Source organism: Terriglobales bacterium (assembly GCA_035487355.1).
GTDB lineage: Bacteria > Acidobacteriota > Terriglobia > Terriglobales > Acidobacteriaceae > QIAW01.
Window position 1 is genome coordinate 165,694 of record DATHMF010000022.1, and the last position, 24,369, is coordinate 190,062.

General features: G+C 54.2%; 23 protein-coding genes. 9 read left to right on the forward strand and 14 right to left on the reverse strand.

The genetic code is table 11. The features are described 5' to 3' along the window. Nucleotides 1-903 precede the first annotated feature (903 nt). The gene (locus tag VK738_04870; GenBank protein HTD21961.1) at nucleotides 904-1,227 is read right to left on the reverse strand and encodes a hypothetical protein; all 324 of its coding nucleotides are present in this window, start codon (nucleotides 1,225-1,227) and stop codon (nucleotides 904-906) included. A gap of 341 nt (nucleotides 1,228-1,568) precedes the next feature. Here VK738_04870 and VK738_04875 point away from each other — a divergent pair, with 341 nt between their 5' ends. The 3 genes from VK738_04875 to VK738_04885 all read left to right on the forward strand — a co-directional run bounded on the left by VK738_04875 (nucleotide 1,569) and on the right by VK738_04885 (nucleotide 6,116). Next, nucleotides 1,569-2,360: a hypothetical protein gene (locus VK738_04875; GenBank protein HTD21962.1), complete on the forward strand. Its 792-nt coding sequence runs from the start codon at nucleotides 1,569-1,571 to the stop codon at nucleotides 2,358-2,360. Between the two features lie 537 nt (nucleotides 2,361-2,897). Beyond that, nucleotides 2,898-4,799 carry an ABC transporter ATP-binding protein gene (locus VK738_04880; GenBank protein HTD21963.1) on the forward strand — a complete coding sequence of 634 codons (1,902 nt, stop codon included), beginning with the start codon at nucleotides 2,898-2,900 and terminating at the stop codon, nucleotides 4,797-4,799. Between the two features lie 24 nt (nucleotides 4,800-4,823). Then, nucleotides 4,824-6,116, forward strand: coding sequence for an L-fuconate dehydratase (locus VK738_04885; protein HTD21964.1), 1,293 nt, complete (start codon nucleotides 4,824-4,826; stop codon nucleotides 6,114-6,116). Nucleotides 6,117-6,129: 13 nt separating this feature from the next. On the opposite strand, the gene VK738_04890 is transcribed toward VK738_04885, so the two are convergent. Then, nucleotides 6,130-6,681, reverse strand: coding sequence for a hypothetical protein (locus VK738_04890; protein HTD21965.1), 552 nt, complete (start codon nucleotides 6,679-6,681; stop codon nucleotides 6,130-6,132). A gap of 76 nt (nucleotides 6,682-6,757) precedes the next feature. Continuing rightward, nucleotides 6,758-6,931 (reverse strand): hypothetical protein, encoded by a 174-nt coding sequence (locus VK738_04895; GenBank protein ID HTD21966.1) that lies wholly within the window; start codon nucleotides 6,929-6,931, stop codon nucleotides 6,758-6,760. Nucleotides 6,932-7,540: 609 nt separating this feature from the next. On the opposite strand from VK738_04895, the gene VK738_04900 reads away from it, so the two are divergent. The 3 genes from VK738_04900 (at nucleotide 7,541) to VK738_04910 (ending at nucleotide 9,196) form a co-directional block, all read left to right on the forward strand. Next, on the forward strand, nucleotides 7,541-8,008 hold the full coding sequence (locus VK738_04900) for a hypothetical protein (protein ID HTD21967.1): 468 nt from the start codon (nucleotides 7,541-7,543) through the stop codon (nucleotides 8,006-8,008). Between the two features lie 26 nt (nucleotides 8,009-8,034). Beyond that, entirely contained in the window at nucleotides 8,035-8,502 is a 468-nt protein-coding gene (locus VK738_04905) for a hypothetical protein (protein HTD21968.1), read from the forward strand. 103 nt (nucleotides 8,503-8,605) lie between these two features. Further along, nucleotides 8,606-9,196, forward strand: a complete 591-nt coding sequence (locus tag VK738_04910; protein HTD21969.1) for a CsgG/HfaB family protein — start codon at nucleotides 8,606-8,608, stop codon at nucleotides 9,194-9,196. Between the two features lie 40 nt (nucleotides 9,197-9,236). Here the strand turns inward: VK738_04910 and VK738_04915 are convergent, their stop codons facing one another. Then, complete coding sequence (locus VK738_04915) at nucleotides 9,237-10,040, reverse strand: hypothetical protein (protein ID HTD21970.1); 804 nt, start codon at nucleotides 10,038-10,040, stop codon at nucleotides 9,237-9,239. A 104-nt stretch (nucleotides 10,041-10,144) separates the two neighbouring features. Here VK738_04915 and VK738_04920 point away from each other — a divergent pair, with 104 nt between their 5' ends. Then, complete coding sequence (locus tag VK738_04920) at nucleotides 10,145-10,786, forward strand: HAD family phosphatase (GenBank protein HTD21971.1); 642 nt, start codon at nucleotides 10,145-10,147, stop codon at nucleotides 10,784-10,786. Between the two features lie 77 nt (nucleotides 10,787-10,863). Further along, entirely contained in the window at nucleotides 10,864-11,694 is an 831-nt protein-coding gene (locus VK738_04925) for a tetratricopeptide repeat protein (protein HTD21972.1), read from the forward strand. A 3-nt stretch (nucleotides 11,695-11,697) separates the two neighbouring features. On the opposite strand, the gene VK738_04930 is transcribed toward VK738_04925, so the two are convergent. Beyond that, complete coding sequence (locus VK738_04930) at nucleotides 11,698-12,183, reverse strand: nuclear transport factor 2 family protein (GenBank protein HTD21973.1); 486 nt, start codon at nucleotides 12,181-12,183, stop codon at nucleotides 11,698-11,700. 299 nt (nucleotides 12,184-12,482) lie between these two features. Here VK738_04930 and VK738_04935 point away from each other — a divergent pair, with 299 nt between their 5' ends. Then, nucleotides 12,483-13,943 (forward strand): hypothetical protein, encoded by a 1,461-nt coding sequence (locus tag VK738_04935; GenBank protein ID HTD21974.1) that lies wholly within the window; start codon nucleotides 12,483-12,485, stop codon nucleotides 13,941-13,943. Between the two features lie 150 nt (nucleotides 13,944-14,093). Here the strand turns inward: VK738_04935 and VK738_04940 are convergent, their stop codons facing one another. From VK738_04940 to VK738_04980, 9 genes are all read right to left on the reverse strand, one after another. Then, nucleotides 14,094-15,614 carry a hypothetical protein gene (locus VK738_04940; protein HTD21975.1) on the reverse strand — a complete coding sequence of 507 codons (1,521 nt, stop codon included), beginning with the start codon at nucleotides 15,612-15,614 and terminating at the stop codon, nucleotides 14,094-14,096. A gap of 115 nt (nucleotides 15,615-15,729) precedes the next feature. Beyond that, nucleotides 15,730-16,920 (reverse strand): hypothetical protein, encoded by a 1,191-nt coding sequence (locus tag VK738_04945; protein ID HTD21976.1) that lies wholly within the window; start codon nucleotides 16,918-16,920, stop codon nucleotides 15,730-15,732. 155 nt (nucleotides 16,921-17,075) lie between these two features. Further along, complete coding sequence (locus VK738_04950; protein ID HTD21977.1) at nucleotides 17,076-17,843, reverse strand: methyltransferase domain-containing protein; 768 nt, start codon at nucleotides 17,841-17,843, stop codon at nucleotides 17,076-17,078. 55 nt (nucleotides 17,844-17,898) lie between these two features. Continuing rightward, complete coding sequence (locus VK738_04955; GenBank protein HTD21978.1) at nucleotides 17,899-18,621, reverse strand: GntR family transcriptional regulator; 723 nt, start codon at nucleotides 18,619-18,621, stop codon at nucleotides 17,899-17,901. A gap of 201 nt (nucleotides 18,622-18,822) precedes the next feature. Then, nucleotides 18,823-19,341 (reverse strand): GNAT family N-acetyltransferase, encoded by a 519-nt coding sequence (locus tag VK738_04960; protein HTD21979.1) that lies wholly within the window; start codon nucleotides 19,339-19,341, stop codon nucleotides 18,823-18,825. A 619-nt stretch (nucleotides 19,342-19,960) separates the two neighbouring features. Beyond that, on the reverse strand, nucleotides 19,961-20,182 hold the full coding sequence (locus tag VK738_04965) for a hypothetical protein (protein HTD21980.1): 222 nt from the start codon (nucleotides 20,180-20,182) through the stop codon (nucleotides 19,961-19,963). Next, nucleotides 20,179-21,168: an FAD binding domain-containing protein gene (locus tag VK738_04970; GenBank protein HTD21981.1), complete on the reverse strand. Its 990-nt coding sequence runs from the start codon at nucleotides 21,166-21,168 to the stop codon at nucleotides 20,179-20,181. The genes VK738_04965 and VK738_04970 overlap by 4 nt, the downstream gene beginning before the upstream one ends. Further along, nucleotides 21,155-23,557: a xanthine dehydrogenase family protein molybdopterin-binding subunit gene (locus VK738_04975; protein HTD21982.1), complete on the reverse strand. Its 2,403-nt coding sequence runs from the start codon at nucleotides 23,555-23,557 to the stop codon at nucleotides 21,155-21,157. The genes VK738_04970 and VK738_04975 overlap by 14 nt, the downstream gene beginning before the upstream one ends. A 3-nt stretch (nucleotides 23,558-23,560) precedes the next feature. Further along, complete coding sequence (locus VK738_04980; GenBank protein HTD21983.1) at nucleotides 23,561-24,265, reverse strand: (2Fe-2S)-binding protein; 705 nt, start codon at nucleotides 24,263-24,265, stop codon at nucleotides 23,561-23,563. Nucleotides 24,266-24,369: the final 104 nt, after the last annotated feature.

Here is a 24,369-nt window from a genome sequence, read left to right on the forward strand (position 1 = left end):
ATCAAAGGGGGCTCGGTTTCCGGGCTCCCCTTTTCTAACAAGGTTGCTTTGCCGGAACCCTTAGAACTTTGGGCAGCGAGTTGTTAGGAAGCAATAGTCTTCCCATGCCCGAATCGTGGTTGGTAGACACTCGTCTTCGTGTACGTAAACTAATAGGCCCAATTGGTGGAGCGGTCCGTTGTACTTCGGCATCTTTTTCTCGAGGGCCACCCTTGCTACTTGCTCCAGCCGCTTCGCGAAACCTGGCGGCTCGGCCTTTATTACTGCGTCAATTCGATCGAATGTACCCTTGTTTGTCCTCAAATACTGAATGTCTTTTATCCAAAACGCTTGAGCGGATGATGATTGAAGGTAGGTCATGTGCACAATCGCAACCCGTATCCCAAGCTTTTGCAATTCGTCGTTCCAATCTTCCCTCTTGCTGGAACCAGTCTCGCCACGAGCTAGGGCTTGCGCTACAGTATCTGTTGCGGGAAGATCCTGCCGCAATTTCGCTATCCGAGCAGCACAGTAATCCGTCTCTTGTGATAGCGCCGAAGTAAGCCCAATCAGCAACAACGCTGCAAGCACCGCTCCTGATGTACACAATATGCAGATTCTATCAACAATACTTCCGCACATATTTCCCTCCTTCCTCATCGAATACTCATTTTTCTCTCACATGCGCTGGGGGGAAACCTTCATGTAACATTGAGCCTCTACAATAACTGTTAGACGCCCATTGTGGGGCTACAGGCTATTAAAAGAATGTGTTCAAAGCTGATCCTCATCTTAAAATGAAAATCTGTTTTAAAAATGGAAAAGTAAGCCGGGTGGTGCGGGAATGCAATCGCCGGATAACCAAGCCTGCAACGATAGGATGGGGTAGATCACTATTCTGTTAATTTGCCCGCAGCAACCATGTCAATCGATTCCTGGGAAACCAAGGTCCCCATCTTCATTTCCTATCCATCGCAGGGTTCCCTGGTATTCCTTATTTAGGATATCCAGCTCTGCTCCGATCAACTTCAAAGCCAGTTGTAGTGCTTGTACTTCATCCACGCCGGCTGCATAACTCAATTTATTGATGCCTGCCCCTTTCAATTGAACAGGGCAAAAAAAGTCGCTTGCATTTGGGAAAGGTTGTGGTTTTCCGACCAGAATCTCAATTTTTGTTTCGTTGTGCCGATCTCCAACCACAAAATATCTTCTGGTTGCGATTGCAGCTCCTATATCTTTGATCTCCATAAGTTGTTCACTACGTAACCTTGTTGACAGTATTCTATTCTTAATTCAATGTCATGCTGAGCGAGGGCGAATGGGTGAGCCGGATGTGAGCGCTGTCCCGCGCGAACAGACGGTGAGGGCGCAGCAGCTTGCTGCGGAGCCTTAGATAAACGTACCGAGTCGAAGCACCCCGAGAATGCTTCAGTTGCCCAGGCTGCATCAAGGCATTTTCTGAAGAGTTTGGGTGAAGAGGGTGGCTTTCATAAGGATGTGGGAGGCAGAAACAGGCCCTGCAACGATATGATGATGGCGATCACTATTTTGTTGATTTGCCCACGGCGGAACTGCGAAGGATAAACACCATGAAATCGCGGATTCTCTCATTGATGATTGTTGTCGCTGCTCTGGCCGCATTTTACCGAAGCCAGGTTATAGCTGCCGGGCACGACCGCTCCTTCAATGTCTACGACAATATGTTCTATCGCGGCAAGCCGGACACCACGAAAAACGGATTGCTGGTCTCCAACATCCTTTACGAGAACAAAATCTGGCCCAACGACGAAAACTACGGCAAGCTGCCTGACAAGAAAACTTTTGAGACGCTTGTGCGCCAGCACATCAGCAACCCCGGACCGTTGGTGATTGACATTGAGAAATTGCCTCTCAAAGGCTCTCCGGAAATAGCGCATCAGCATATGGAAGTGCTGGCAACTCTTGCGGTATGGGCGCATGAGGCTGCACCGGGGAAAACGATTGGTTTCTATGGGACCAACACGTTATCGAAGGTAGCAGCGGCCGATTTTGGATACGCACACGAGCTTGCCCGCCACGTTGACGCTTTCTTCCCGCCTCTCTACACCTTTGACGATGACCGCCAGGCGTGGCAGCAGCACGCTGAAGACGCCGTGGCCGAAGCGCATCGGCTGGATCCCGATAAGCCTGTGTATTGTTATCTTTGGCCACAGTACCATGATGGCACCGCGAAGCAATTCCAGTACGTTGACGCAAGCTACTGGAAATTTCAGTTGGAGACGGCGCACCGGCTGGCCGGCGGCGCTGTGCTGTGGAGCCCCAGCAGATACGATTGGGACGATACAACCGGCTGGTGGGCTGCAACCCAGGAGTTTATGCGCACAATCCGCATAAAGCCGTAGGCGGCGATTTCCCAATCGCAATCCATTCTATCTATACTCAAAAGAATGAACCAAAGTGGCTCAATGATGAGTCTAAAAACCTCTACAGTTGCTGTACGTTGGCGATGAGATAGAGATATCAAAATAGAGATATCAAAGAGGTATCAAACTGTTGGTCTTCGAGACATTGTCGTCTATCATTTTCTTGAGGTGCGCTTGGATTCGAAGGCGCAGCAGCGAAACCAAGAGAAGCGTTGCGGAGCCTTTAGAATAATTAGAATAAAAGGTGAGCGGGAAGCGGGCGCCAGATCGCGCGGGCGCAGCGCGAGTCGGGGTCAAGACAACACTTGGAACACCACCTCTGCAAGTGGTGCATATTTTATGCGTATATTGTTTGGTTTCAATGACTTAAGGCTGACCATCGACTACCTGCTTATTCCCCTCGCTCCGACTACCTGGACGGGAAAACAGAATGGGGAGTGCAGTGCGAGGATGCAGCAAACCGTACACTGACTATGGGTCTGAAAACGTCTTAATGAAGAAGTGATTGGAATGTAAATGAGTGCCAATTCAAAGCCGCCGGGCAAGCCGAAGCTCAACCGTGAAACCCTTCGTACAGTTCTCCCCGATTTATGGGAACTGATACGTCCGCGCCGAGGCCTGCTCGCACTTGGTTTCCTGCTGATGATCATCAATCGCGTTTCCGGGCTCGTGCTGCCGTATTCCAACCGTTTCCTGTTCAATGACGTTATTGGCAAGCATCATTCTGAGCTGCTGAAGTCCTTGGTCCTGCTGGTCCTGCTGGCTACTGCCGTTCAGGGCGTTACGTCATTTGCGCTCACGCAACTGCTTTCCAAGGCGGCGCAACGCCTGATTGCCGACCTTCGGCAGAAGGTGCAGGGACACATCGGGCGCCTGCCGGTCGCATTTTACGATTCCAATAAGGCGGGCACGCTGGTTTCGCGCATCATGAGTGACGTGGAGGGCGTTCGGAATCTGCTGGGGACCGGACTGGTTGACTTTGCCGGAGGCCTGCTCACTGCGAGTATTGCGCTCGTGGTATTGCTCAAAATCAGCGCGGTGATGACCTTGCTGACGTTCTCATTCCTGATCTGTTTTGGGATTGCACTGAGCAAAGCGTTTGGCACCATTCGTCCCATCTTTCGCGAACGGGGCAAGATCAATGCCGAGGTCACCGGAAGACTCACAGAATCGCTCGGCGGAGTGCGCGTGATCAAGGGATACCACGCCGAAGAGCGCGAACATAATGTCTTTTCCGCTGGCGTGCAACGCCTGCTCGATAACGTAATGCGCACGCTGACCGCTACTTCGGTGATGAGCCTTTCTTCCAGCCTTCTGATTGGTCTGGTGGGAACGGTGATCATGTACGTGGGCGCGCACCACATTATCGCGGGCACTCTGCAGCCTGGGGATTACATCACCTATATTCTATTTTTGGGCTTCCTGGTTATACCCATCGTTCAAATCGTCAACATCGGTACCCAACTCACTGAAGCGTTAGCGGGATTGGAGCGTACCCACGAGATTCTCACCCAGCATCCTGAAGATGAAGATCCCCAGCGCACTGTGGCGCTACCGGAGATTGTTGGCGATGTAGATTTCCACAACGTGAGCTTTAGCTATGACGGCAAACGGACCGTGCTGCAGGATGTTTCATTTCACGCCGAGCACGGGACGGTAACCGCTCTCGTAGGCTCCTCCGGCTCGGGCAAATCAACCACCATCGGATTGATTACGGCATTTCATAAGCCGAGTGCGGGAAGCATTCTGTTGGATGGAGTGGACCTGAGCACCGTGCGCCTTGATTCTTACCGCACGAAGTTAGGAGTAGTTCTGCAGGAATCATTTCTGTTTGACGGCACCATTCGCGAGAATGTGGCCTTTTCGCGCCCCGAAGCCAGCGAAGAGCAGATCATGCGCGCCTGCAGCATTGCGCGCGTAGATGAGTTCGCCGAGACATTTGCCGACAAATATGACACCGTTGTGGGAGAACGCGGTGTAAAGCTCTCCGGCGGGCAGCGCCAGCGAATTTCTATTGCGCGGGCGATTCTCGCCGATCCGAGGATACTGATTCTTGACGAAGCAACTTCGAGCCTTGATTCGGAATCCGAGGCGCTGATCCAGCAAGGCCTCTCTTATCTTATGCAGGGGCGCACCACCTTCGTGATTGCGCACCGGCTTTCGACCATCCGGCGGGCCGATCAGATCCTGGTCGTCGAACAGGGAAAAATTGTCGAACGCGGCACACATGAAGAACTCTATGCTGCTCAGGGGCGTTACTACGATCTTTATACCAAGCAGCACGGCGTCGAGAGCAACTTGTTTCTCGCCCCGGGCGAGGGCGACGTGGTTCCGCCTGCATTGGATGAGAACGGCCAAACACGAAATGGCGGAGACGACGCCAACTTATCCCGTGTTGTGCGCGGAGATGTCCGGTAAAATCTTTGCGTCACTTCATCGCGTATGAAAATCACACAAGTCATTGCGCACGATATACGCTTTCCCACCTCCCGCAATCTTGATGGCTCTGACGCCATGCATGCCAGCCCGGATTACTCTGCCGCTTATGTCGTGCTGCTCACAGATGGCGGAATCGAAGGACACGGCCTCACATTCACCTGCGGCCGCGGAACTGAAGTTTGCGTGGCAGCCATTGAGGCGCTGAAACCCTTCGTGCTGGGGAAGACTCTGGAATCAATCGTCGCTGACCTGAGAGCATTTTGGCGCTCACTCACCAGCGACGGCCAACTGCGCTGGATCGGTCCGGAAAAAGGTGCGCTACACCTCGCCACGGCGGCAGTCGTAAATGCGGTTTGGGACCTGTATGCAAAACGGGAAAGAAAGCCGCTGTGGAAGCTCCTGGTAGATATGACTCCCGAGGAACTTGTTGCCTGCATTGACTTTCGCTACATCACAGATGCCCTCACACCCGAAGATGCGCTGAAAATCCTGCGAAAGAATTCGCCCACACGTGCAGCCCGTGAAGCTGAGATGCGCCAGCAGGGATACCCAGCCTACACAACTTCCGCCGGGTGGCTGGGATATTCCGACGAAAAACTCCGCAACCTATGCCGCGAAGGAGTTGCCGATGGCTGGACCCACTTCAAAATCAAAGTGGGCACAAATCTTGCGGATGACATCCGCCGTTGCACAATCATGCGCGAAGAAATCGGGCCGCAGCGCAAACTCATGATGGATGCGAACCAGGTCTGGGGTGTGAACGAGGCCATCGAAAACATGAAGCAGTTGGCGAGGTTCGATCCTTGGTGGATTGAGGAGCCCACCAGCCCCGATGATGTATTGGGCCACGCAACCATCGCGCGCGCCATCGCACCGATTGGCGTTGCAACTGGCGAGCAGTGCCAGAATCGCGTGGTCTTCAAACAACTGCTTCAGGCTAACGCGATCCGGTTTTGCCAGATTGATAGCTGCCGGCTGGGTGGCGTCAACGAAGTGCTGGTTGTCCTGCTGATGGCCGCCAAGTTCGGTGTGCCAGTGTGTCCACACGCAGGCGGCGTGGGATTATGCGAGTACGTACAACACCTTGCCATTTTTGACTATATTGCCGTCTCGGCATCGCTCGCGGACCGGATCATCGAATACGTTGATCACTTGCACGAGCACTTCGTAGATCCAGTCAAGGTCGTCAACAGTCGCTACGTTGCGCCCACAGCTCCGGGGTACAGCGCGACCATGAAACCGGAATCGCTTGACGAGTATGAGTTCCCTAATGGTCCCGCATGGGCTCGCGGCTGAGGCCGACAATATCTCAGAACCTGCCGGAGGTGATCCACGACTGGACTTCAGCGTCTACAGAAAACGACCTGGAGGGATCAGCAGCGAAGCGGGCGTCCAACTCATAAGCATTGCGTTCCAGAGGTACGCCGTCGTAGCCGCCACCACCCAGGAATCCTGTGACGTACTTTGATGCGAATCTGTGAAGCCCCATTTTCTGGAACTGGACAACGTGTACCAGCTCATGAAACCTGGTCTGCTCGCTGATGACGCCATAGGAGACAACAACATCCAGAAACGTTACCGCGGTCATCTCGCGAAAATTGGGGAGCACGCTCGAGCTGAAGCCCATGGAGTTGAGATCCCCGTAAAAAATAGGATTGGTAATATACCGGCCAGGCATCAATTCCACAAATCGAGCCGATTCCAGAATGAATGCGGGGAAAAAGGCGCGGAGAGGCTCCTTCTGCGTGGCTGTCAAGGGGATGCTCTCCTTCACATAATTCGACCGTTGCTGCGCAATATAGTCAGCTACGGCGGTTGCTACCGCTTCAATCTGCACGCCGGTGAGCGCAGGGAAGTTCATGTGCGAGTAGATTACATCAGGAAGTTGCCGGCTGCAGTCGAAGTTGCAGATGGTACCTGCGAAGGAACCTGCAAAATCATTTTTTCCCCTTGATCTCCTCCTCTAATTCCGCAACCACACCGATGAGAAAACCGAGAACCGCACCCCAAAAAGCCCCAGAGAGGATTTCCAGGATGTTCCACTTGGAGCGGACCGCAGCCACGGCTACGCCTATGAGTGCGAGTGCGATGGCCCACGCATATTTTTTCATTCGATGGAGTTCAGCCCTACACCAGTTTAGCCGACAAGTTTATCTCCACAGCATGGTTTTGTGCCGGTGAGCTTTGGAAAATGTCAGGGTTCTTAGATTGTTTTTCAAGCTCTGCGCCGCAAGGGCGAGTCTAGGGAAGATGATGCCACGCCCTCGTGCTTTGCTGGCGTTTGCATTTGAACGTCTTCTTCGGGAGTAGTTGGCTCGAAGAGAACCATGACGAGCCGGTAGGCCGTAGTGGGGATCACTGTCAGAATACAACCCACTGCGCCGATCACGAACATCGTTTCAAGCAGCTTAATCGCAATTGCGATGAGGGTATTCAAAGCGTGCGGAATATATCGCGGAAGAGCGGGAGCGGGATACTATCCCTTAGTCTAGGTGTCAGGATGACCAGTCGCGGCACGCTCAGCGTGGCATTGGCAAGTGAAACCGTAGTCCGAGTTCAAGCCTAACTGCCTTCTTTCTTCGTTTCGCAGGCGGCATGGAAAGCTGTACGCGGCGGTCCCGAGGCAAAGCATGTAGGTGTATAATTCTCGCTACCTCGGAATCAAAAAGGGAAATCCTGGCTTTTTCGCTGTGCACTCAGGATAGAATCTGGTGACTCTTATGAAAAAGCGTTTCGTATTCTGTGCTGTAATCGTATTGCTTTTAAGCTCTGCATTATGGGCCGGCTTGGGAAGTCATGACGCCATGTACGTGGGCGGCACGGTGCCCGATCTAAAAGAGAAGACTGAAGGCAAACCTGTTCTGACGGATGACAAAGCCTTTGTCTTTAAGTACAAAGACGGTTCGCTCACCATTCCTTACGATCAAGTAGATAGTTTAGAGTATGGACAAAAGGCTGGTCGCCGAGTAGGCCTCGCGGTCGTGGTTTCACCACTATTTCTGCTTTCTCATAAACGCCGGCATTTCCTCACGGTTGGTTACACTGACGAGAACAAGAAACAGCAAGCCGCTGTCATCGAGTTGGGCAAAGACGTGATTCACCCTACGCTGACCGTCTTTGAAACCAAGTCTGGAAAGAAGGTTGAATACCAGGACGATGAAGCTCGCAAGAGTGCTGCAGAAAAGTAGAGCAGCATGGGCCAAGAGGGTTGAATATGAAGAAATTAATCCTATCACTGTTTTGTGTGATTTTTCTTTTCGAGTCCATTGCCTGGGCCGGGTTGGGCAGCGACAAGACCATGTACATGGGCGGTACTGTCAGCTCGCTGAAAGATGGCACTGAAGGCACTTCGTCTTATAAAGATGAAAAAGTTTTTACGTTCACTTATGAAGGCGGCAAGTTCGAAGTACCTTACGATCAGATCAATGATCTGGAATACGGTCAAAAAGCCGGACGCCGCGTCGGCGTCGCGATCGCAGTAACCTGGATGGCCCTGTTTTCTAAAAAGCGAAGACACTTTCTAACTATAGGTTATAAAGACGCGAACGATAAGCAGCAGGCTGCCGTTTTCGAGTTGGGTAAGAACATTGTTCGCGTGACACTTGCCAGTTTGGAAGCCCGCACTGGCCGCAAAATTGATTACGAGGATGACGAAGCTCGCAAGGGTGGCCGCGGAAACTAATAGGTAAAACTGAATGGGCGTGGCTTTAATTTCGGTTCTGTTTGCACTTAGCTTGGCCATGCAATCCTCGGCTCCTGGAGACTCGCCGAAAAGTAGCCCACCAGTGGCACCGCAACCGGCCTCAGAAAACAAAGCTGATTCTCCAAAGCAACCGCAGGCTTCGCCGGCTGCATCCATGGTTGCTGGTTTGCCGCAGGTAAAACGGATCTTTGTTGATAGTTTCGGTGACGATACTATTTCAAAACAGATTCAAGCCATGGTTGTGACCAGCCTTACCGATTCAAAAAGATTCATCGTAACGGAAAACAAAGATCGGGCCGATGCCTTTCTGCGCGGTACTGGACTTGAGAAGACCTCGCAGGAAGTGCATGCCTACAAAGATTCCACGGCGGCAGGCGCCGCGAGTGGTGGATTCACGGCCACCGACGGCAACGCAAGCGGAGGGTTTGCTGGCAGCTCAGCCGCAATCAGCGATTCGAGCCTGAATACGGAAACGGTGAATGATGCTCGCATTGCTGTTCGCCTCGTGAATCGGGATGGCGACGTAATCTGGGCGACAACGCAGGAAAGCAAAGGCGCAAAGTATAAGGGCGCCAGCGCTGACGTGGCTGATATGGTTGTTAAGCAACTCCTTCGTGCTGCCGAAAGGGCAGAAAAGAAGGAAACAGATTCAAAGCCTTCTCCAACGAACTAACGTTTCCTTATCCAATCTGTTTAATTAAACGCACGAACGCTCATTTTCCGGACGCCATGGCAGCTTTTACCTTCGCTAGGAGCTGCGCTTCCGCAGTACCAGGAACGAATTCCGTTCTGGGATCGGGAAGTGGAGGGGGCAGTGGCGGAAGAGCATCTTTGTCGGCCTGAACAGTTTCTGTGCTTCCTGGCCCGGTATAGTTCTTATCGAGTGGTGTAACCAAAGCTCCCTCCAGCCTGTAGCCGGCGATGATGGAAAAATCTTTTCCTTCAGGGCGATATTCGAGAAATAAGAGATATCGTTTTCCCAACCACGGCAAACTCTTATTGATCACACCACGGCTGATAACTGTATCCGAAGAAAACTGTACGGATCCACCTTGCCGCTCAATATCAATAGTCGCTCCCACCTGCAGTGGAAAATCTTTCGTCGTTTTGAGTGATTGTTCTACCTGGACTTTGAATTCTGTATAAATAGCAGTGCGGTCATTCGAGAGGTAGGCATGCTGCGCAGCGATCGTGCCCACGATAATTGCGTCACTCTCATGCACCGGCAGGTCCGGCAGTTCAGGCGAGTCAATTGTGGCGACTACCAGTACGGGATAGCTGTCATCATCCAAAGGCGGCGTGCCTGGCTCAGAATTGTAGCGGCTGCTTCTTTTCTGCCGCAGTGGGTCTGAAGGATTAGCAATAGCGTCGGCGTATGGCGTCTCGCTCATTCGAGCGGGCTGTGAGTTTTGTGTGGTCTCCATGCTGCCGCTCTGAGCATGGGCGTGGTCGAACGCTACCCCGTATAAGACAAAGCAAGAGATGAGAAAGCAGCACATATCTGGTTTCATTCTCATCAGCGGGACTCCTGCACTCTTGCGGTTACAAAGCCAGAAACGCATCTGGCCTTAGGCAATACTTTGCCTTGATCGCCTAATTTACAATAGTACATCGGGACAACATGGTAGAAGCCATCTTATGGGACAACGACGGCGTGCTCGTTGACACCGAAAAGCTCTTCTTTCAGAGCACGCGTGACACGCTGGCAAGTGTTGGCGTAGAACTGACGTTCGAGCAGTTTTTGGACCTGTCAATGCGGCAAGGCCGCAGTACATTTGATCTGCTTGCTGGATGCGGGTTGCCCCCCGATCGCATCGTGGCCCTTAAGCGGGAAAGGGATATCGTCTACGCGGAAATCCTTCAGAAACAGACCCGCATTCTGGCCGGGATACCCGAAGCGCTGCGCACCCTGCAAGGCCGGGTGCGGATGGCAGTTGTGACCAGCTCTCAGCGCGAACACTTTGATGTAATGCACGCCGATACTCGCCTGCTCGAGTTTTTTGAATTTGTACTGGCGCGGGAAGATTTTAAGCAAACCAAACCAAATCCCGAACCGTATTTGCTCGCCCTGCAGCGCTTGCGTCTGGCAGCAGACCGTTGTGTAGCGATTGAAGATTCCGAGCGAGGATTGGCAGCCGCCCGGGCTGCCGGATTGCGCTGCTTAGTGATTCCCAACGAAATGACCCGTGGCTGTAACTTTCAGGGCGCAACCGCAGTGCTCGATAGCGCCGCTGCGGTTCCTGCAGCCGTGGAAGCATTGTAAGTCTGACTAAAAATCCTCGTTTCAAGAAGTCTAATGTAAGTATATACTTACTTTCATAGCGGTTTAGGAGAATGCTTATGAAGAAACATGCAGGCGTTCTGGTGTTTTTTGCGTTGGTGTTGTCCGCCATGAAAACTTATGCTGCCCCAGTCAACCCGCGGGAGCAGTACAAACAGGCAATAGGATTTTTGTTGGGCAACAATAGAAATCAATCGGACCAAAGCGACGCCTTGCGTCTTTTGCGTTTGGCCGCCGACCAAGGCTATGCTCCGGCAGAAACCGGGCTTGGGGCCGTGTATGAGAGCGGGGCCCTGGTCGCAAGAGATATTCCTCAGGCAGTCCGCTGGTATACCAAAGCGGCGGACCAGGGTGATTGGATTGCTCAGTTGTCCTTAGGCCGTCTCTATTTTTTTGGCGATGGAGTTGCGCGCGACACCGCAACCGCTAAAAAATGGCTGCAAGAAGCGGCAGCTTCCGGATCTGGCGGTGCTGCATTTTATCTTGGCCGGCTGAATGATGCCGGCGAAGGTACTGCCACGAATTATGCAGAAGCTGTGCGCTGGTATAAACAGGCGGCCGAGGCTGGTAATCCATTTGCACAACAGAGGTTGGCGGCACTCTTGCTGAGCGGACAAGGGGTGCAACGTAATGCGCAGGAAGCTTATACCTGGTTGCTGGTGGCGTCTGAATTTGGCAACCATAGCATAGATGCCCAGTTGCAATCCTCTATGGAAGCCGATCTGGGAAAGACCGGGGCCGATGCCGCGCGCCAGCAAGCCGTGAGCCTGCACGATCAAATCGCAGAAAATCGGGCGGGAAATGAATGCAATGGCTGGCCGGGTCAGTACAGCCAATCGCCAACCGCGCCACCTCTTCTCTTTCAGAGTGCATGTGAAAAGGTGAGATAAAACTTAGTGGCTCGCAGGTGCACCCACATCCTTGGTGGATTGCCAGGCAATCTGCTGCCAATGGCCATCGCGTCGCGCGTACACTGCCAGAATAAAGACATTCATGTCGAGTGGATCAGGCTGAGCTTGCCGGTTGATCACGCGTACGTGGTACTCGCCATTGAGCACCGCACTGTCTCCGAGCACCCGGACGTGCATATCCTTTGCCTCCCACGATATGTAGTGAAGCTGATCGGTACGAAGAGCTTCCATAAAGCTCGCTTTTGTATCCACCCTGCCGCTGGCATGCACATAGCTGAGATCGTCGGCAAACAACTTATCGAGCGCGGCCAGATCCTTGTGAAGCAACGCAGCCGTACGCGCATTTTCGGCGGCGAGCACTTCGGCAGCCGCCGGATCGGTCTGCGCCGCGTGCTGCTGCGCCTGGGCGCAAAGAATGGTCGTCAACAAAAAGAAAGACAGGAAGAGAATGCAGTGAACCTTGGCCATGAATGCCTCCATAAAAACGCAGGATTGTGTGCCCGTGGTTGAGGTTGTCGACTGATAAGACCCAGCGGCGACCCACATTATGACAAAACAGTTAAAAGACTATTAAACGTTAATGACGTAAAGAAAGACAACGTCGCGCGGCCGCGCGAGCAGTTACATTCTTTCACAGCAATTTCATCGTTCCTTAACACTCACAAAAAATCCGGCAGCTAAAATTCCTGCTCACGAACACTTAGCGGCGGCCGAGGTATGTGGCAGGTCCTTTCTCCGCCCACATTCATATTAAGGAGAAAACAATCTTGAAAAAAACATTTTTTGGAATCGCGCTTGCGGTTTCGCTCTCCTGCGCGCTCGTAGCGCAGGAAGCTAACCATTGGACAAGGAATGGGGCCCCAACAGAATCCATGATCACGGGTGGCCCGTGGACTCTTGAACAGTCTGGCGCCGCCAACGGGCTGAAGTCTTCAGGCTATTGCGATGCTGCTGGGAACCAAATTGGGAACCCTGGCACCGAGCGCATGCAGCCCTACTATTTCCCCTTCGTGGTTGGACATGGAAAGCATCTACAAGGATACTTTGACTGGCGTCCAAAAGATACGGACGAGGCCGTCGCGGCGGCGTTTACCGATGACGCCGGCTTCACCTGGACCTTCCAGCAGAAGGTGCTCGAGCTGAGAACCCACTGCCCCGACCAGGTGCAAAAAGACCCTGACGGCGATCATGATAACCCGGTCAATCCTAACAATAGCGACAACGGCGACGATGACGGCCAGGGCCATCAATTCATTATCAAGATCGCCGGCCACACTTATCTTTACACCCTCATTCGCGCCGTTAATCACATTGACTCTGACGACCTTGAGATTCACGATCTCACGCCGCTGCCCGGGTTGCCGCTGAACGGTGCGCCCGCCCTGACCGATGCGCCGACAGACCAGACCTCCGGCCTGCCTGAACCTCCGTTCCACACGCACGGCCTGCTGAATCCTGACGGCATCCTGGGCGTGGTTCCTGGCAGCAAGCCGCTGACGATCATCTATGAGCAAAAGGTCCTTAGCGGCGACAACACCGGCAGCACAGCTCTTCCTGCAGTTCAACAGTGCGCCACATTCTGGTCGGGTTTCTATGCCAGCAATGGTGGCCTTTCTCCCAACGACGACATCACCCATCTGCGTCTGGCTTCGACCACAGACGGCGTGAACTTTACCGACCTGGGTCCCTTGCAGGGATTGAATGACCCGACCACGGTTTCACTCACCGGGACGCGCTGGCTGGCGACAGCGGGCACGATTCTCAAGCTGCGTAACGGCCGCTTCGGTCTTCTGTTTTCCGGAGGCAACTGCATTGATGCCGATTCAGATGCTTTCCATTACATCGGATATGCTGAATCAACGGACCTGATTCACTGGACGGTGATCAACGGCCTCAACAATCCCATTGCTTCGGTCTTTCCCGCGACACTCTCAGTCAACGCGCAGGGTGTTCCAGCGACCGGCAGCGGAACGCAACTGGTCACGATACCCGCTCACACTCCGGTCGTGGGCGATGCACCAGGATGGTTCGCAGGACGCGTCTATGCGCCCAGCGCTACACTCCTCAACGAGCGCAACGTCACCGTAATTTTTGCCGGCTATCATACGCAGAAGCCCAAGAACGGCCTGGGTGACTACCGGACCATTGGCCGGTTCAGCTTGCACTCCTCGGTTGAACTTGTGGGTGGGGATGATGACGACGACCACCACGACGATGATGGAAGGTAACGCAGGGAAAAATGTAAAACAGAGCAGTAGGCAAACCCTGGGACAGAAGAGAATTCTGTTCCAGGGTTTTATTGTGATTTTGAAATCTTTCCATTTTGAAATCTTTCAAAGAGGAGTGAAAATTCAGGCCACGAACCCAATAAAGTCAGCTCAGCGGACATGAATATCAAACGCTCCTGTTTCCACCTGTCCGGCACGTTTGATCTGCACAAAAATTCGATAATCACCAGGCTGGGGGAAGCCATAGGGGAAACTCACGTCGGGCGGCAGCGGAGCAGAGGAGGCAGGCATATTCATGCCGGACATGAGCATCGGCATTGACGCTGCGTTCTGTCCGGTCGAGTGTCCCATAAGCCCTGTCTGCGCCATCTCCAACGCCGCCATTGAGACCGAACCCGCAGGGTGAATATGAGCAAAGACGCTCAAGTCCGAGCGCATAATTTCCGCATGTCCGGCCATGCCCATGTAAGGCTCCACGTCTTGCGCAGGCTTGCCGTTTTTATCCTGCACGGTGAATTTGAGCATTGTCGCCGTATTCGCGGCAATCGGGCTATTGGCGTCGCGTTGCCAAACCATACGGCCACCGTCGGGAAGCTGAGCGACAGTGGAATCTTTCTCCGCCGGATCGAGCGGCGCCCCCGACCATGAAGAGTCATCTCCTGCCAGAGGTTTGGCTTTGTCTATTTCGGGAAGGTCAACTTCTCCTACGAGCGTCCAGGGGAAACCGTTTTTATCTACAACATCGGCGAACACCTGATAATGGCCGGCGGGCATCGAAGGCAAATCCTGCGCAAAAGCGCCGTCGCTGCCTTCAACTGGATCAGGATGAAGATGCCACATGCGATCTAATCCGGGAACACGAATGAGGAAAAGATGCATCAGATGGCCATGGTCGGGAACAATCTCTTTCAGCTTTACGTGGTGGTGCCATTTATCACCCTGGTCTTTAGCGCGGATCGCGAGACGGGTGCCGCTTTCCAGTGTGATCTTGGCCGCAGGAGGACTGAAGAAATCGACTCCGCGCTGGAAGTCCTTCGCTTCAGATCCCCACCACCTTCTTCCCAGAAAAAGCACAGCAACAACCACGAGCACTGTGATCGCGGTAATCAGTCGGGCACGGAGCCGGTTAGAAGCTAACGGAGTCTGTCCAGGTTCAAGGTTGCCTTGGCGCACACCGGCATTCACAATGGAAACCAACCCGAAGGCCAAAAAAAACGTAAGAAAAACTAGGACTGCCGCCAGCGATCTCTGCATGGGCAGCGTGCGCTGCGCAAACGAGGCCACCGGGACGGAAAGCTCTCCGTGACCCTTGCTTCCTTCGACCAGGATGCGCACCTGCAAGGCGCCTGATTCCATCAGCCACAGACTGCCGGTGAAAGATTGCGGATCTTGTTTAGATTGCTCAGCCACGTCGGGCGTGGGCGGCAGAGTGGAACCGGGCCCGGTAAGCGATAGCAGCACAATCTGCATGGAACGAACATCACCGGACTGACTTCGGACCTGAATCTCCGCTACGCCCGGAATCACCTGAGGCACACGCACAGTAACAAACAGGTGGTAGGGCCCAGCGTCGCCTTCGTAATAAACATCAGGGCTGCCGACGTGAGCGTGCACAGGCAAGCTGGCGATCAAAAGAAAAAGAGAAACGATTGTGAGAAGCCGTACTCGCATAAAGCTCCAGGCAGAAAAATTAAAATCAATCGGCAAAATAGAAGGTAAGAAATCTTCGTTACAGAGCAACACGGTCACAGCATCCTGTACGCGTGATTAACGTCTGTCATCTGATTCATCGGCGTATGCGCCGCATCCAATCGCCCCAGGCCAGGCCTATGCGCGAAGTAATGATTGAGACCACAAGCGCAATGGCCAACCCGATCCAGAACTCGGCGCGAGTTTTTTCCGTGGGAGAGAACTTGTAGGGATTGTAGAGAAAATTCGCCGGGTCGAAGTAGGCGAAATAATTCATCCCAAAAAACCAATTGCGGGCAGCCGGCGTCATGAGAAAGCTGGCGAACGGCCACTCTACGGCGATCAGACTAACCAAGAAGGCCGGTCCAGCGACTGCTGCTTGCGCCCATCTGTTCCACGGGCCAATCTTGCGCCACAACAAATCAAGCACCACGGCAGGCACAATCAAAAGCAGGGGGAAGCGCAAAGGCACAAGGTGCGTGACGTGCTGATACACCGGCCCCAATTTGGGCTGCGCCGGAACCAGCGGCAGGATCCATTCGAAGGCCAGCATGAGTGCGGTATAGATGGCGGCAATGATGGTGAACGCCCAGGGACGCGCTGATCCCCATCCCACACCGATCAATGCAATCGGAACAATAGTACAGATGGCTCGGTAAGCGCTGGCACTATGCAGGAGATCGGTCCAGGTAAGTTCGGTGAGCAGGTTGTTGGCTTGGGAGACGCTCAGTGCGCCGACGAACAGAAACAGCCAGGTCAGTTTGCGGTGCAACTCCTCCGGTGCGCGATTCATGAGGCCTGCGATCAAGGCCAGGATTCCAACCTTGATGCCAAGACCGCCAACAAACAACAACACATGCGGAGGGCTGAGGATTTTTACGTCAAGTCCGTAAGCGTTGTGCCACCAATTATCGAAAGGCGCGGAGGTGAGCATGGCAAAGCAGCCCCAGCTCGCGATGAAAGCCCCCAGCGGACCTTGAAAACCCCAGATCTTTACGGCCGCACTGCGGGCGGCGACGCCGCGTCCAAAGGTCGTACTCAGGATAAGGTATCCGCAAGCGATGCCGACCAGAACACCGTTCATGTAGATTGCGATGTGCGCCGGGGTCCAAAAAGAATCGCGGCCGATGGACATATGCCAGGAGATATCCCAGTAACCGCCGATCATGGCGGAAACTACTCCCGCGACTGCACACCAGATATACCAGGGAATGGAAGACAACTCTGCCGAAGTTTGCCCGGCCATCCGGGTCTGCATGGGAGCTGGGAAAGGGATGCTATCTGCCATGTTGGAACGACTCCGTCTTAAGCTGCTCGAAAAGAGATTTTCGTTTCGGAACTGGGAGTACCCTTAAGTTTACACTTCGCAACGTTAGGATTCGAATTTACGCAAGGCTTCAGCACTTCCGTTGACAGCCTGCAGAATCGATAGAAAGCTCTATGTCAAGCGACTTGAGTTGCCAGGATTGCGACCGGATAACTGTAGAAGATTTTTCCATCTTTGCGATGCGTTGCCATATCGAGTGCATCATCCAGCAGCGAGTCCTCAAAAATCTTGCGGATTCGGTCACTATCTCCCGGATTGGGAAAAGAACGTTGCAGTAAATCTTCGAGTTCGCCTTCAAGGCGGTAGGTCTCAACCCGAGGCGTGTCGAGCCCCGCGCGGGCAAACAAAGCATAGTGCTCTTCAAGCGGCAACGCGCGAACATGAGACGGATCGCGGAGCTTCTCCATGGCATTAAAAGCATCGGCCTTGGCAGCGGCGGGCGCGCTATCGGCCACAACGATGCGTCCACTCGGCTTGCAGACCCGGCGCATTTCCTCGAGCACTGCCAGCGGATCGAGAAAGTGATGAAACGCAAAGCGGGTGCTGACAGTGGAAAACGTGCCGGCTGAGTACGGCAGTGGGAGTACGTCTCCTTGTTGCCATGAAACATTCTGCAGCCCTTGTTGGCGCTGGGTCTCGTTGGCCTGTTCAAGCATGGCAGGAGTCAAATCAATGCCTGTGGCATGTTGCACGACGCGCGCGAAAGCGCAAACCAGGAGCCCGGGTCCGCAGGCTACGTCGAGGACCGTGTCGTCCGGACCAGCTTTGGCCATCTCGACAATGCGATGAAGGGTACCTTGATTTCGGATCGCTGGAGCGCTGGAAAACGGCGCTGCTTGGCGCGTGAATTGGTCAAGAATACGGCTGTTGTGTCCAGAGTCCATAGGCAACATCTTAATTAATGTGATCAACTCGGGCATCGAGCTGCTCTTGTGACTATTACCGAAATCGCCGGATGCGCAAGTTGTGGCGGTCAGAGCGGTAAAGACCTAACACATAAAGGACAGCTTTGCCCTGGGTGGAGTAGATTACCTGGCTGATTCGCAGCAACGGCGAACCACGAGGAACGCTGAGAAGTTCTGACAGCCGCGCGTCGGCAGCCGTCGAGTCAATCTCTTCATCGGCGTGGGCAAGATTGATGCCGTGCTCGAGTTCCATGAGAGAAAACAATGATCCTCGTTCAAGGGATGCCCGGCGCAGGTTGCCGAACTGTTCAGCCGACAGATAACAGGTTTCCAGCGCAAAGGGTTCATTGGCCGCCTGCCGGAGCCGCTCCACCACCAACAAGCGGCTGGTGGCAGGCAGGGAAAGTCGTGCGGCGATATCGGGCGCGTTCTCGATTACATTCATGGATAAAACTTTAGAGCATGCAGAAAGACCGCGGCTGGCCATCTCTTCGCTTAAGCTGGCCAGCTTATTGAAATGAATTTTAGGTGGAGCAACAAAAGTTCCGGCGCCCCGCCGGCGCTCGACCAGCCCTTCGCGCTGAAGCTCGGCCAGGGCGTGGCGCGCAGTCATAAGGCTTACGCTGTGAATCTTCGCCAGGTCTCTTTCTGAATCAACGGCCTCGCCGGGTTTGAGTTGGCCATTTTCAATGCGTTCGCGGATCGTACTCTGTATTCTCTGATAGGCCGGAGGCCGGTTCCCACGCTTCGGTTTCAAGGTTCTACCTTTTCAGGCTCGAAAGTTTTATCGGTATTCCGATGAATTATATCTACCTTATATATGCAGCCAAAGTTAGCTACTTGTAAAGTGTATGAGAATATCCATCCCAGGATACAAGACGGCTATTACGCAGATAACCCTTTGTTTATGAGGAGCTTAGATCGGGTGCAGCTACAAAGCGCGTTCTTATTGCGATAGTTACATATTCCCCGATAAACGCAGTGGACGCTCGGTCCACATCACATCCCAATAGCGACCAAACTTGCGGCCATTTTCGCTGAACGTGCCAGCGGGTTTGAATCCGAAGCGCTGGTGCAGCGCGGCCGAGGCTGGATTAGGCAGAGTGTATCCAGCAAGTATGCGATGGATATCCTCGCCGGCGATGGTCTCAAATAATGCTGTATACAATCGCCTTCCGATTCCTTTTCCGGCCGCGCTGAGGTCGCAATAAATTGTGGTCTCAACGGTGGTGTCATAAGCAGCTTTAGGACGAAAGCGTGTAGTGCCGGCGTAGCCCACCACGCCGCCGCTTTGTTCAGCTACCAGCAAGCGATAACGTCCGGTAGGGCCGAATTGCTGAAACCAGGTGGCGCGGCGCTCCACCGTGTAAGGCTCAACGTCAAAAGTGACGGGTGTACTGACGACGTAATAGTTGTAAATTTCAGTTAACCGCGGGAGATCGTCCTTTGTCGCCATTCGGATCAGGATCGCATCCATGCTTCAGTCCTTTCTTGCGTCAGCCTCTTTTTAACCCGTCTCTCAAACGTTCTAAACCATGCCTTCAGATAATTTGACGTGACAAATTGCAAATTGTGGGTTCTCATTAGGACATACGTTAACTAAGCAGGGCCTTTCATGCGCAAGTTTCCGTGTGGATCGGCTCGTGGTAGCAGCCATTTTCGTCTTTTGTGGCTCCGTCTCCAGTGCGCCGCCTCAGCGCAAGAAATCGGCTGAGCCAAAGCGTCGCTGCTTATCAACAAATCATGCAGCATACTCCAGGTCACGACTGGCCAGTGGCCTGGAGCTTTGCTGTATTCTGATTGAGTCCAACTCCTGCCTATAATTCAAGAGGCTATGAAAAGCCAACCCTTTTTGGGAAACAAGTGTCAAATCGCAACAATCCAAAGTCCCGGCTCGCCCGGGACATAGATAAAAGCGGTAGGTCCTGGCTTTGGCCATGACGGAGCGAAGCGAACCCCGCCGCTTAGCGGCGGGTAGGAGGGTTAGAGAAGACTCAAGTCCCCACAAGGGACGACCGAGTCCTTTTTCTTTCGGAGAGGTTTCGCTTGAGCCGCGCCGCTAACGCTTGTAAAAATGCGAAAGGGTTGCAGACGGTTCATTTGCCGTGGTCGCAATGACAATGGCGGTCTTCAGAGCAGCAGTTCCCTGGCTCAGCCAGCTTGCCATCGGGTCCAATGCATGTTTGCGTGAGCGCACACCAGAACAGACCTTCGTTCGAACGCGGAACGGTAGGATCGGGTTCCGCCCAAACATACTGGTTCTTGGAGTGCAGGTTCGAACACAGTCCAGGTCGTTCAATATTGAAGCGATCGCTCATGCGGCACCTCCCGCCTTCAGAATGGCGCGCTTGACCGCCACCCGCGCAAGCATAATTTTTTCCGCGTTACGGCCAAGGCTTTTGGCCTTGGCGACGGCTGCTTTGGCCGCAGCATCGGCGGTTTCGGCAGTAATCTTCTTTCCAATCAGGGCTTCGGCCGCCTCGGTTGAAAGCCACGGCACTGGCGCCACGTGGCCCAAGACCACACGGGCGCTGCTTACCGTGCCGCCGTTCATGGTAAGTGCTACTGCAGCCGTAGCATAGGGCCAATCAAAGGCTACCTTCTGCCGGACCTCATAGGCTGCGCTGTGAATGGAGCCGGGTCCCTTACCTGGCAGGACAATTTCCGTCACAATCTCGTTCGGTTTGAGGTCGTGTTCGCGTTCTTGTTCGCTTTTGGGAATCACAAAAAAATTCTCTAGAGCAACTTCACGTGTTGCCTTCGACCCCTGAATTCGTACCTTGGCCTGGTAGGCAATCAGCACGGGCGCGACCGTTGAAGGACTGACAAAATAAGCCGGCCCATCATTTCCCAAAATGGCATGGTAGCGATTATCGCCTTCAAGGACGAGCGATTTGCCGTCGGCGCCCTGAGCGAGCAAGCCGTGTCCACTGCGGAAGTACCAGCAGCGCGGGCGCTGGCACAGGTTGCCACCGATTGTGGCGATGTTGCGTATCTGCGGGCTGGCAGCATCGTTGGCAGCTTCGGCGAGAACGGGATATGCCTGTTTTATCTTTGCATCCTCGGCGATCTCTGCCAGGGTCATCAGCGCTCCAATGCGCAAGCCATCACGCAGCACGCTCACGCCGCGCAGCTCCTTGATCCCTTTTATATTGACCAGGCGGTGGGGCGTGGTGACGTCATCTTTCATTAAAGAGATCAGGTCGGTACCGCCGGCCAGAATTTCAACATCGCCCCACTTATCGCCAAGCAGGCCAGAGACCTGGTCTTTGCTGGTCGGAGTGGCGAAATCAAACGCTCGCATTGTTGCCTCCTTTGTTGAGGGCCGCCAGGACGCGGTCGGGGGTGATGGGCAGGAAGGGCACACGCACGCCAATGGCATTGGCCACAGCATTGGAGATGGCCGCCGACGGTGAGACCATGCACGGTTCGCCCAGGCCGATGGGGCCGCGCTCGTCGTATCCTTTGCCGGTCATCATGTGAACTACCATCTCGCCGACATCGCCGATGTTGGCCAGGCGATAGAATTCCATGTTGGGATTCAACATCCGGCCGTTGACCGGATCCATGATTTTCTCTTCGTAGAGCGTCGTAGCAACGCCCATGATCATGGCGCCGTAGCACTGGCTCTCAGCGGTTTTAAGGCTGACGACCAGACCGCAATCCTGTACGCAGACCATTTTATTCATTTTCACGATGCCGGTTTCTGTGTCTACGGAAACGTCAGCCATCATAGCGCCGCCAACGCCGCTGCTGTTAAGGTTGCCAGGGCCGGGGTTCTTGCCGACCACTTGAATGGCCTGGGTTCCCAATTTGGAACAAGCATCTTTCCAGTTCAAGCTGCGGCTGGGATCTGACTTTACGCGAATCGTGCTGTTGACCGCCTCCAGGTCTGCAGGCTGAGCATTGAGTGCGGGCGCCACTTTGGCAAAGAGCTGGTTCAGGGCATCCACCGCGGCGCGGCGTGTCGAGGTAGAGACACCGCCAATGGTAGAGCTGCCGCCGGAGGCGCCGGAAGCCGGATATTGATTATCACCGATGTTCAATTGCACCTGGTCGAGGGGGATTCCCAGGGAATCGGCAGCAACGATCTGGATTGCCGTGCGGTTTCCGACCCCGAGGTCCTGCGTTCCCATTTTCAGGTCGACGGAGCCGTCAGGAGCGATGGTGAGCCCGCAGTTGCTGTTATGACCGCGCCCGCCCCAGGTGTGAATGGAAAGACCGAGTCCACGCTTTACGGGGCCGTCACCATTTTTGCCGCGGGGACGCCAGTTTGCCTTCCAGCCAATCAGGTCGGCGGCGATGAGCAGTTCATCGCGATAGGTGTCGGCGCGATGGAAGGTATCCTGCGGCGGAGCTGCTATCTGAAGATTTTTCAGAAACATATCCAGCGGGTCCATGTTCAGTTTGGCCGCCAGGTCTTCCAGGGCGCCCATGGTGATCAGGCAGCCTTGAGGATGAGCAGGAGCGCGCCAGGCGCGGGCCGGGCCAATGTTCGTCTGCACGGCCACATGCTGGATACGCCGGTTCGGAATGCTGAATACGTATGGGATCGGCGGCGCACCACCCCCACCGGGACCGCCCGTGCCCCAGGATTCGGAGTCCCAAGCCAACAGCGTGCCATCTTTTTTGGCTCCCACCTTAACGCGGGCAAATGCGGAAGGACGCGCTCCCGCCACCATCAACTCGGAGTCGCGCTCGAGCATGATCCTCACCGCCTTGCCACCGGCTTTCTTAGAAAGCTGGGCGGCTGCGATGCCCCAGCGGTCGGCCCCAAACTTGCTGCCAAAACCGCCACCCATGTGGTCCTGATGCACGTGCACATTGGTGACAGGAATCTTGAGAGCGCGAGCATATTCATTGGCGACGCCAGAGACGTTCTGCGTCGAGGTATACACCATGAGATGGTCGTCGTCGGTCCACTCTACAATCAAGCCGTGGGTTTCCAGGCAGCAGTGGGTAATTACAGGACAGCCATAGACGCCTTCGGAAACAACCTCGGCCTCTTTGAAGGCGGCATCCGGGTCGCCTCTGACCACGTCGGCCGCCTTGCGATAAGGAGACTTGTTTTCCTGTGCCTCTTTCTTCGGTGCTGCCTGCAAGGCTTTGATCAAGGCTTCTCCGACTTTTTGCTGGCGCATGCTGTCAACCACCTGATCGCTCACATCAAAGCTCACGCCTTTGCGCTGAACGATGGCAATAATCTGCGGCTCGGGAACCTGGTTCCTGAACATATCTCCGAGATCAGACTGCGAAACCGGAGTGGTATCTTCGGCCACATTTTGCGGCTGGTCAAAGTCGTTGACGAAGTGAGAGAGGGGCTGGTATTCAACCTTGATGGCACGAATGGCATCTTCCGCTGTCGGTTCATCTACGGCGGCGACGGCGACGATGTCATCTCCGGCCCAGTGGATCTCAGTGCCGGTGTCTTGCACAATCTGAACGGCCTTGACCCCGGGCATCTTTTCCGCGGCGGAAGTATCAATGCTCACAACCTTGGCGTGCGCATAAGGCGAGCGTAAGACCTTGCCAAACAACATTCCTGGGCGGTGCACATCGTAGGTATATTTGGCGCGGCCTGAGACCTTGACCGGGCCATCCACACGCGAGATGCGTTTGCCGAGCAAAGGTCTTTGTTCCGGCTGAGGCCAACTATAGTCCGTTTGCTGCTCTGTCTTGACGTCGTCTGCCATAACCTAAGCTCCTTTCGCGGCTTTTGCTGCCTGCACCAGGGCCAGGCGCATGCCTGCATAGGTGCCACATCGGCAGAGGTTTCCGCCCATTCCATGCTTGATCTGCTCCGGCGTCGGATTAGGGTGCTTATCCAGGAAGGCCTTGCTTGCCATCACGAACCCGGAAGTGCAGAAGCCGCATTGTTGTGCGTCATGATCAACAAATGCCTGTTGTATGGGATGAAGTTTGCTGGGATCGCCCAGGCCTTCTACGGTAGAAATGGCGTGAGATTGCGCATCAATAGCAAGAACCGAGCAGGAATAAACCGCTTTGCCATCCAGTAATACCGTGCACGCTCCGCAAGTCCCCCGATCGCAGACCCGCTTGGCGCCGGTCAGATCAAAGCTGTCGCGCAGCGCGTCCAGCAATGTGACCCGAGGCTCCAGTTGTGCGCTGTAGCGCTTGCCATTGATGGTAAGCGTGACCGGTACTTTGTCCGGACCTTGCACGGCCACCTCTTCCGCTTCCGCTGTGAGCACACCCGCCCTGGCGATAAATGGCACCGCCGCGGAAACGCTCGAAATTTTCAGGAAATCTCGTCTGGATACGCCCGCATCGTCAGATGAGTGCGAAGACGAATGCGAAGAGGAATGATTCGAAGAAGAATGCTTTGAGGATGAATGCTTTGATCCCGGTTTCTGTTTCTTGTCCTCAGGAAGATCGTCCATCTGGGTGCCTCCCGTGCTTGTCGAGGATTGTGCTCTACCGCAAGCCGAAAAAATTATAACACCTGAACCTGCGATGATTTGTTAAGTGCCGCCCCTGATAAATC

Bases quoted from the DNA above. Each gene is read 5' to 3' on its own strand.
- VK738_04870 (HTD21961.1), bottom strand. From the start codon at position 1,227: ATGGAGATCAAAGATATAGGAGCTGCAATCGCAACCAGAAGATATTTT.
- VK738_04875 (HTD21962.1), top strand. From the start codon at position 1,569: ATGAAATCGCGGATTCTCTCATTGATGATTGTTGTCGCTGCTCTGGCC.
- VK738_04880 (HTD21963.1), top strand. From the start codon at position 2,898: ATGAGTGCCAATTCAAAGCCGCCGGGCAAGCCGAAGCTCAACCGTGAA.
- VK738_04885 (HTD21964.1), top strand. From the start codon at position 4,824: ATGAAAATCACACAAGTCATTGCGCACGATATACGCTTTCCCACCTCC.
- VK738_04890 (HTD21965.1), bottom strand. From the start codon at position 6,681: ATGAACTTCCCTGCGCTCACCGGCGTGCAGATTGAAGCGGTAGCAACC.
- VK738_04895 (HTD21966.1), bottom strand. From the start codon at position 6,931: ATGAAAAAATATGCGTGGGCCATCGCACTCGCACTCATAGGCGTAGCC.
- VK738_04900 (HTD21967.1), top strand. From the start codon at position 7,541: ATGAAAAAGCGTTTCGTATTCTGTGCTGTAATCGTATTGCTTTTAAGC.
- VK738_04905 (HTD21968.1), top strand. From the start codon at position 8,035: ATGAAGAAATTAATCCTATCACTGTTTTGTGTGATTTTTCTTTTCGAG.
- VK738_04915 (HTD21970.1), bottom strand. From the start codon at position 10,040: ATGAGAATGAAACCAGATATGTGCTGCTTTCTCATCTCTTGCTTTGTC.
- VK738_04920 (HTD21971.1), top strand. From the start codon at position 10,145: ATGGTAGAAGCCATCTTATGGGACAACGACGGCGTGCTCGTTGACACC.
- VK738_04925 (HTD21972.1), top strand. From the start codon at position 10,864: ATGAAGAAACATGCAGGCGTTCTGGTGTTTTTTGCGTTGGTGTTGTCC.
- VK738_04930 (HTD21973.1), bottom strand. From the start codon at position 12,183: ATGGCCAAGGTTCACTGCATTCTCTTCCTGTCTTTCTTTTTGTTGACG.
- VK738_04940 (HTD21975.1), bottom strand. From the start codon at position 15,614: ATGCGAGTACGGCTTCTCACAATCGTTTCTCTTTTTCTTTTGATCGCC.
- VK738_04945 (HTD21976.1), bottom strand. From the start codon at position 16,920: ATGGCAGATAGCATCCCTTTCCCAGCTCCCATGCAGACCCGGATGGCC.
- VK738_04950 (HTD21977.1), bottom strand. From the start codon at position 17,843: ATGGACTCTGGACACAACAGCCGTATTCTTGACCAATTCACGCGCCAA.
- VK738_04960 (HTD21979.1), bottom strand. From the start codon at position 19,341: ATGGATGCGATCCTGATCCGAATGGCGACAAAGGACGATCTCCCGCGG.
- VK738_04965 (HTD21980.1), bottom strand. From the start codon at position 20,182: ATGAGCGATCGCTTCAATATTGAACGACCTGGACTGTGTTCGAACCTG.
- VK738_04970 (HTD21981.1), bottom strand. From the start codon at position 21,168: ATGCGAGCGTTTGATTTCGCCACTCCGACCAGCAAAGACCAGGTCTCT.
- VK738_04975 (HTD21982.1), bottom strand. From the start codon at position 23,557: ATGGCAGACGACGTCAAGACAGAGCAGCAAACGGACTATAGTTGGCCT.
- VK738_04980 (HTD21983.1), bottom strand. From the start codon at position 24,265: ATGGACGATCTTCCTGAGGACAAGAAACAGAAACCGGGATCAAAGCAT.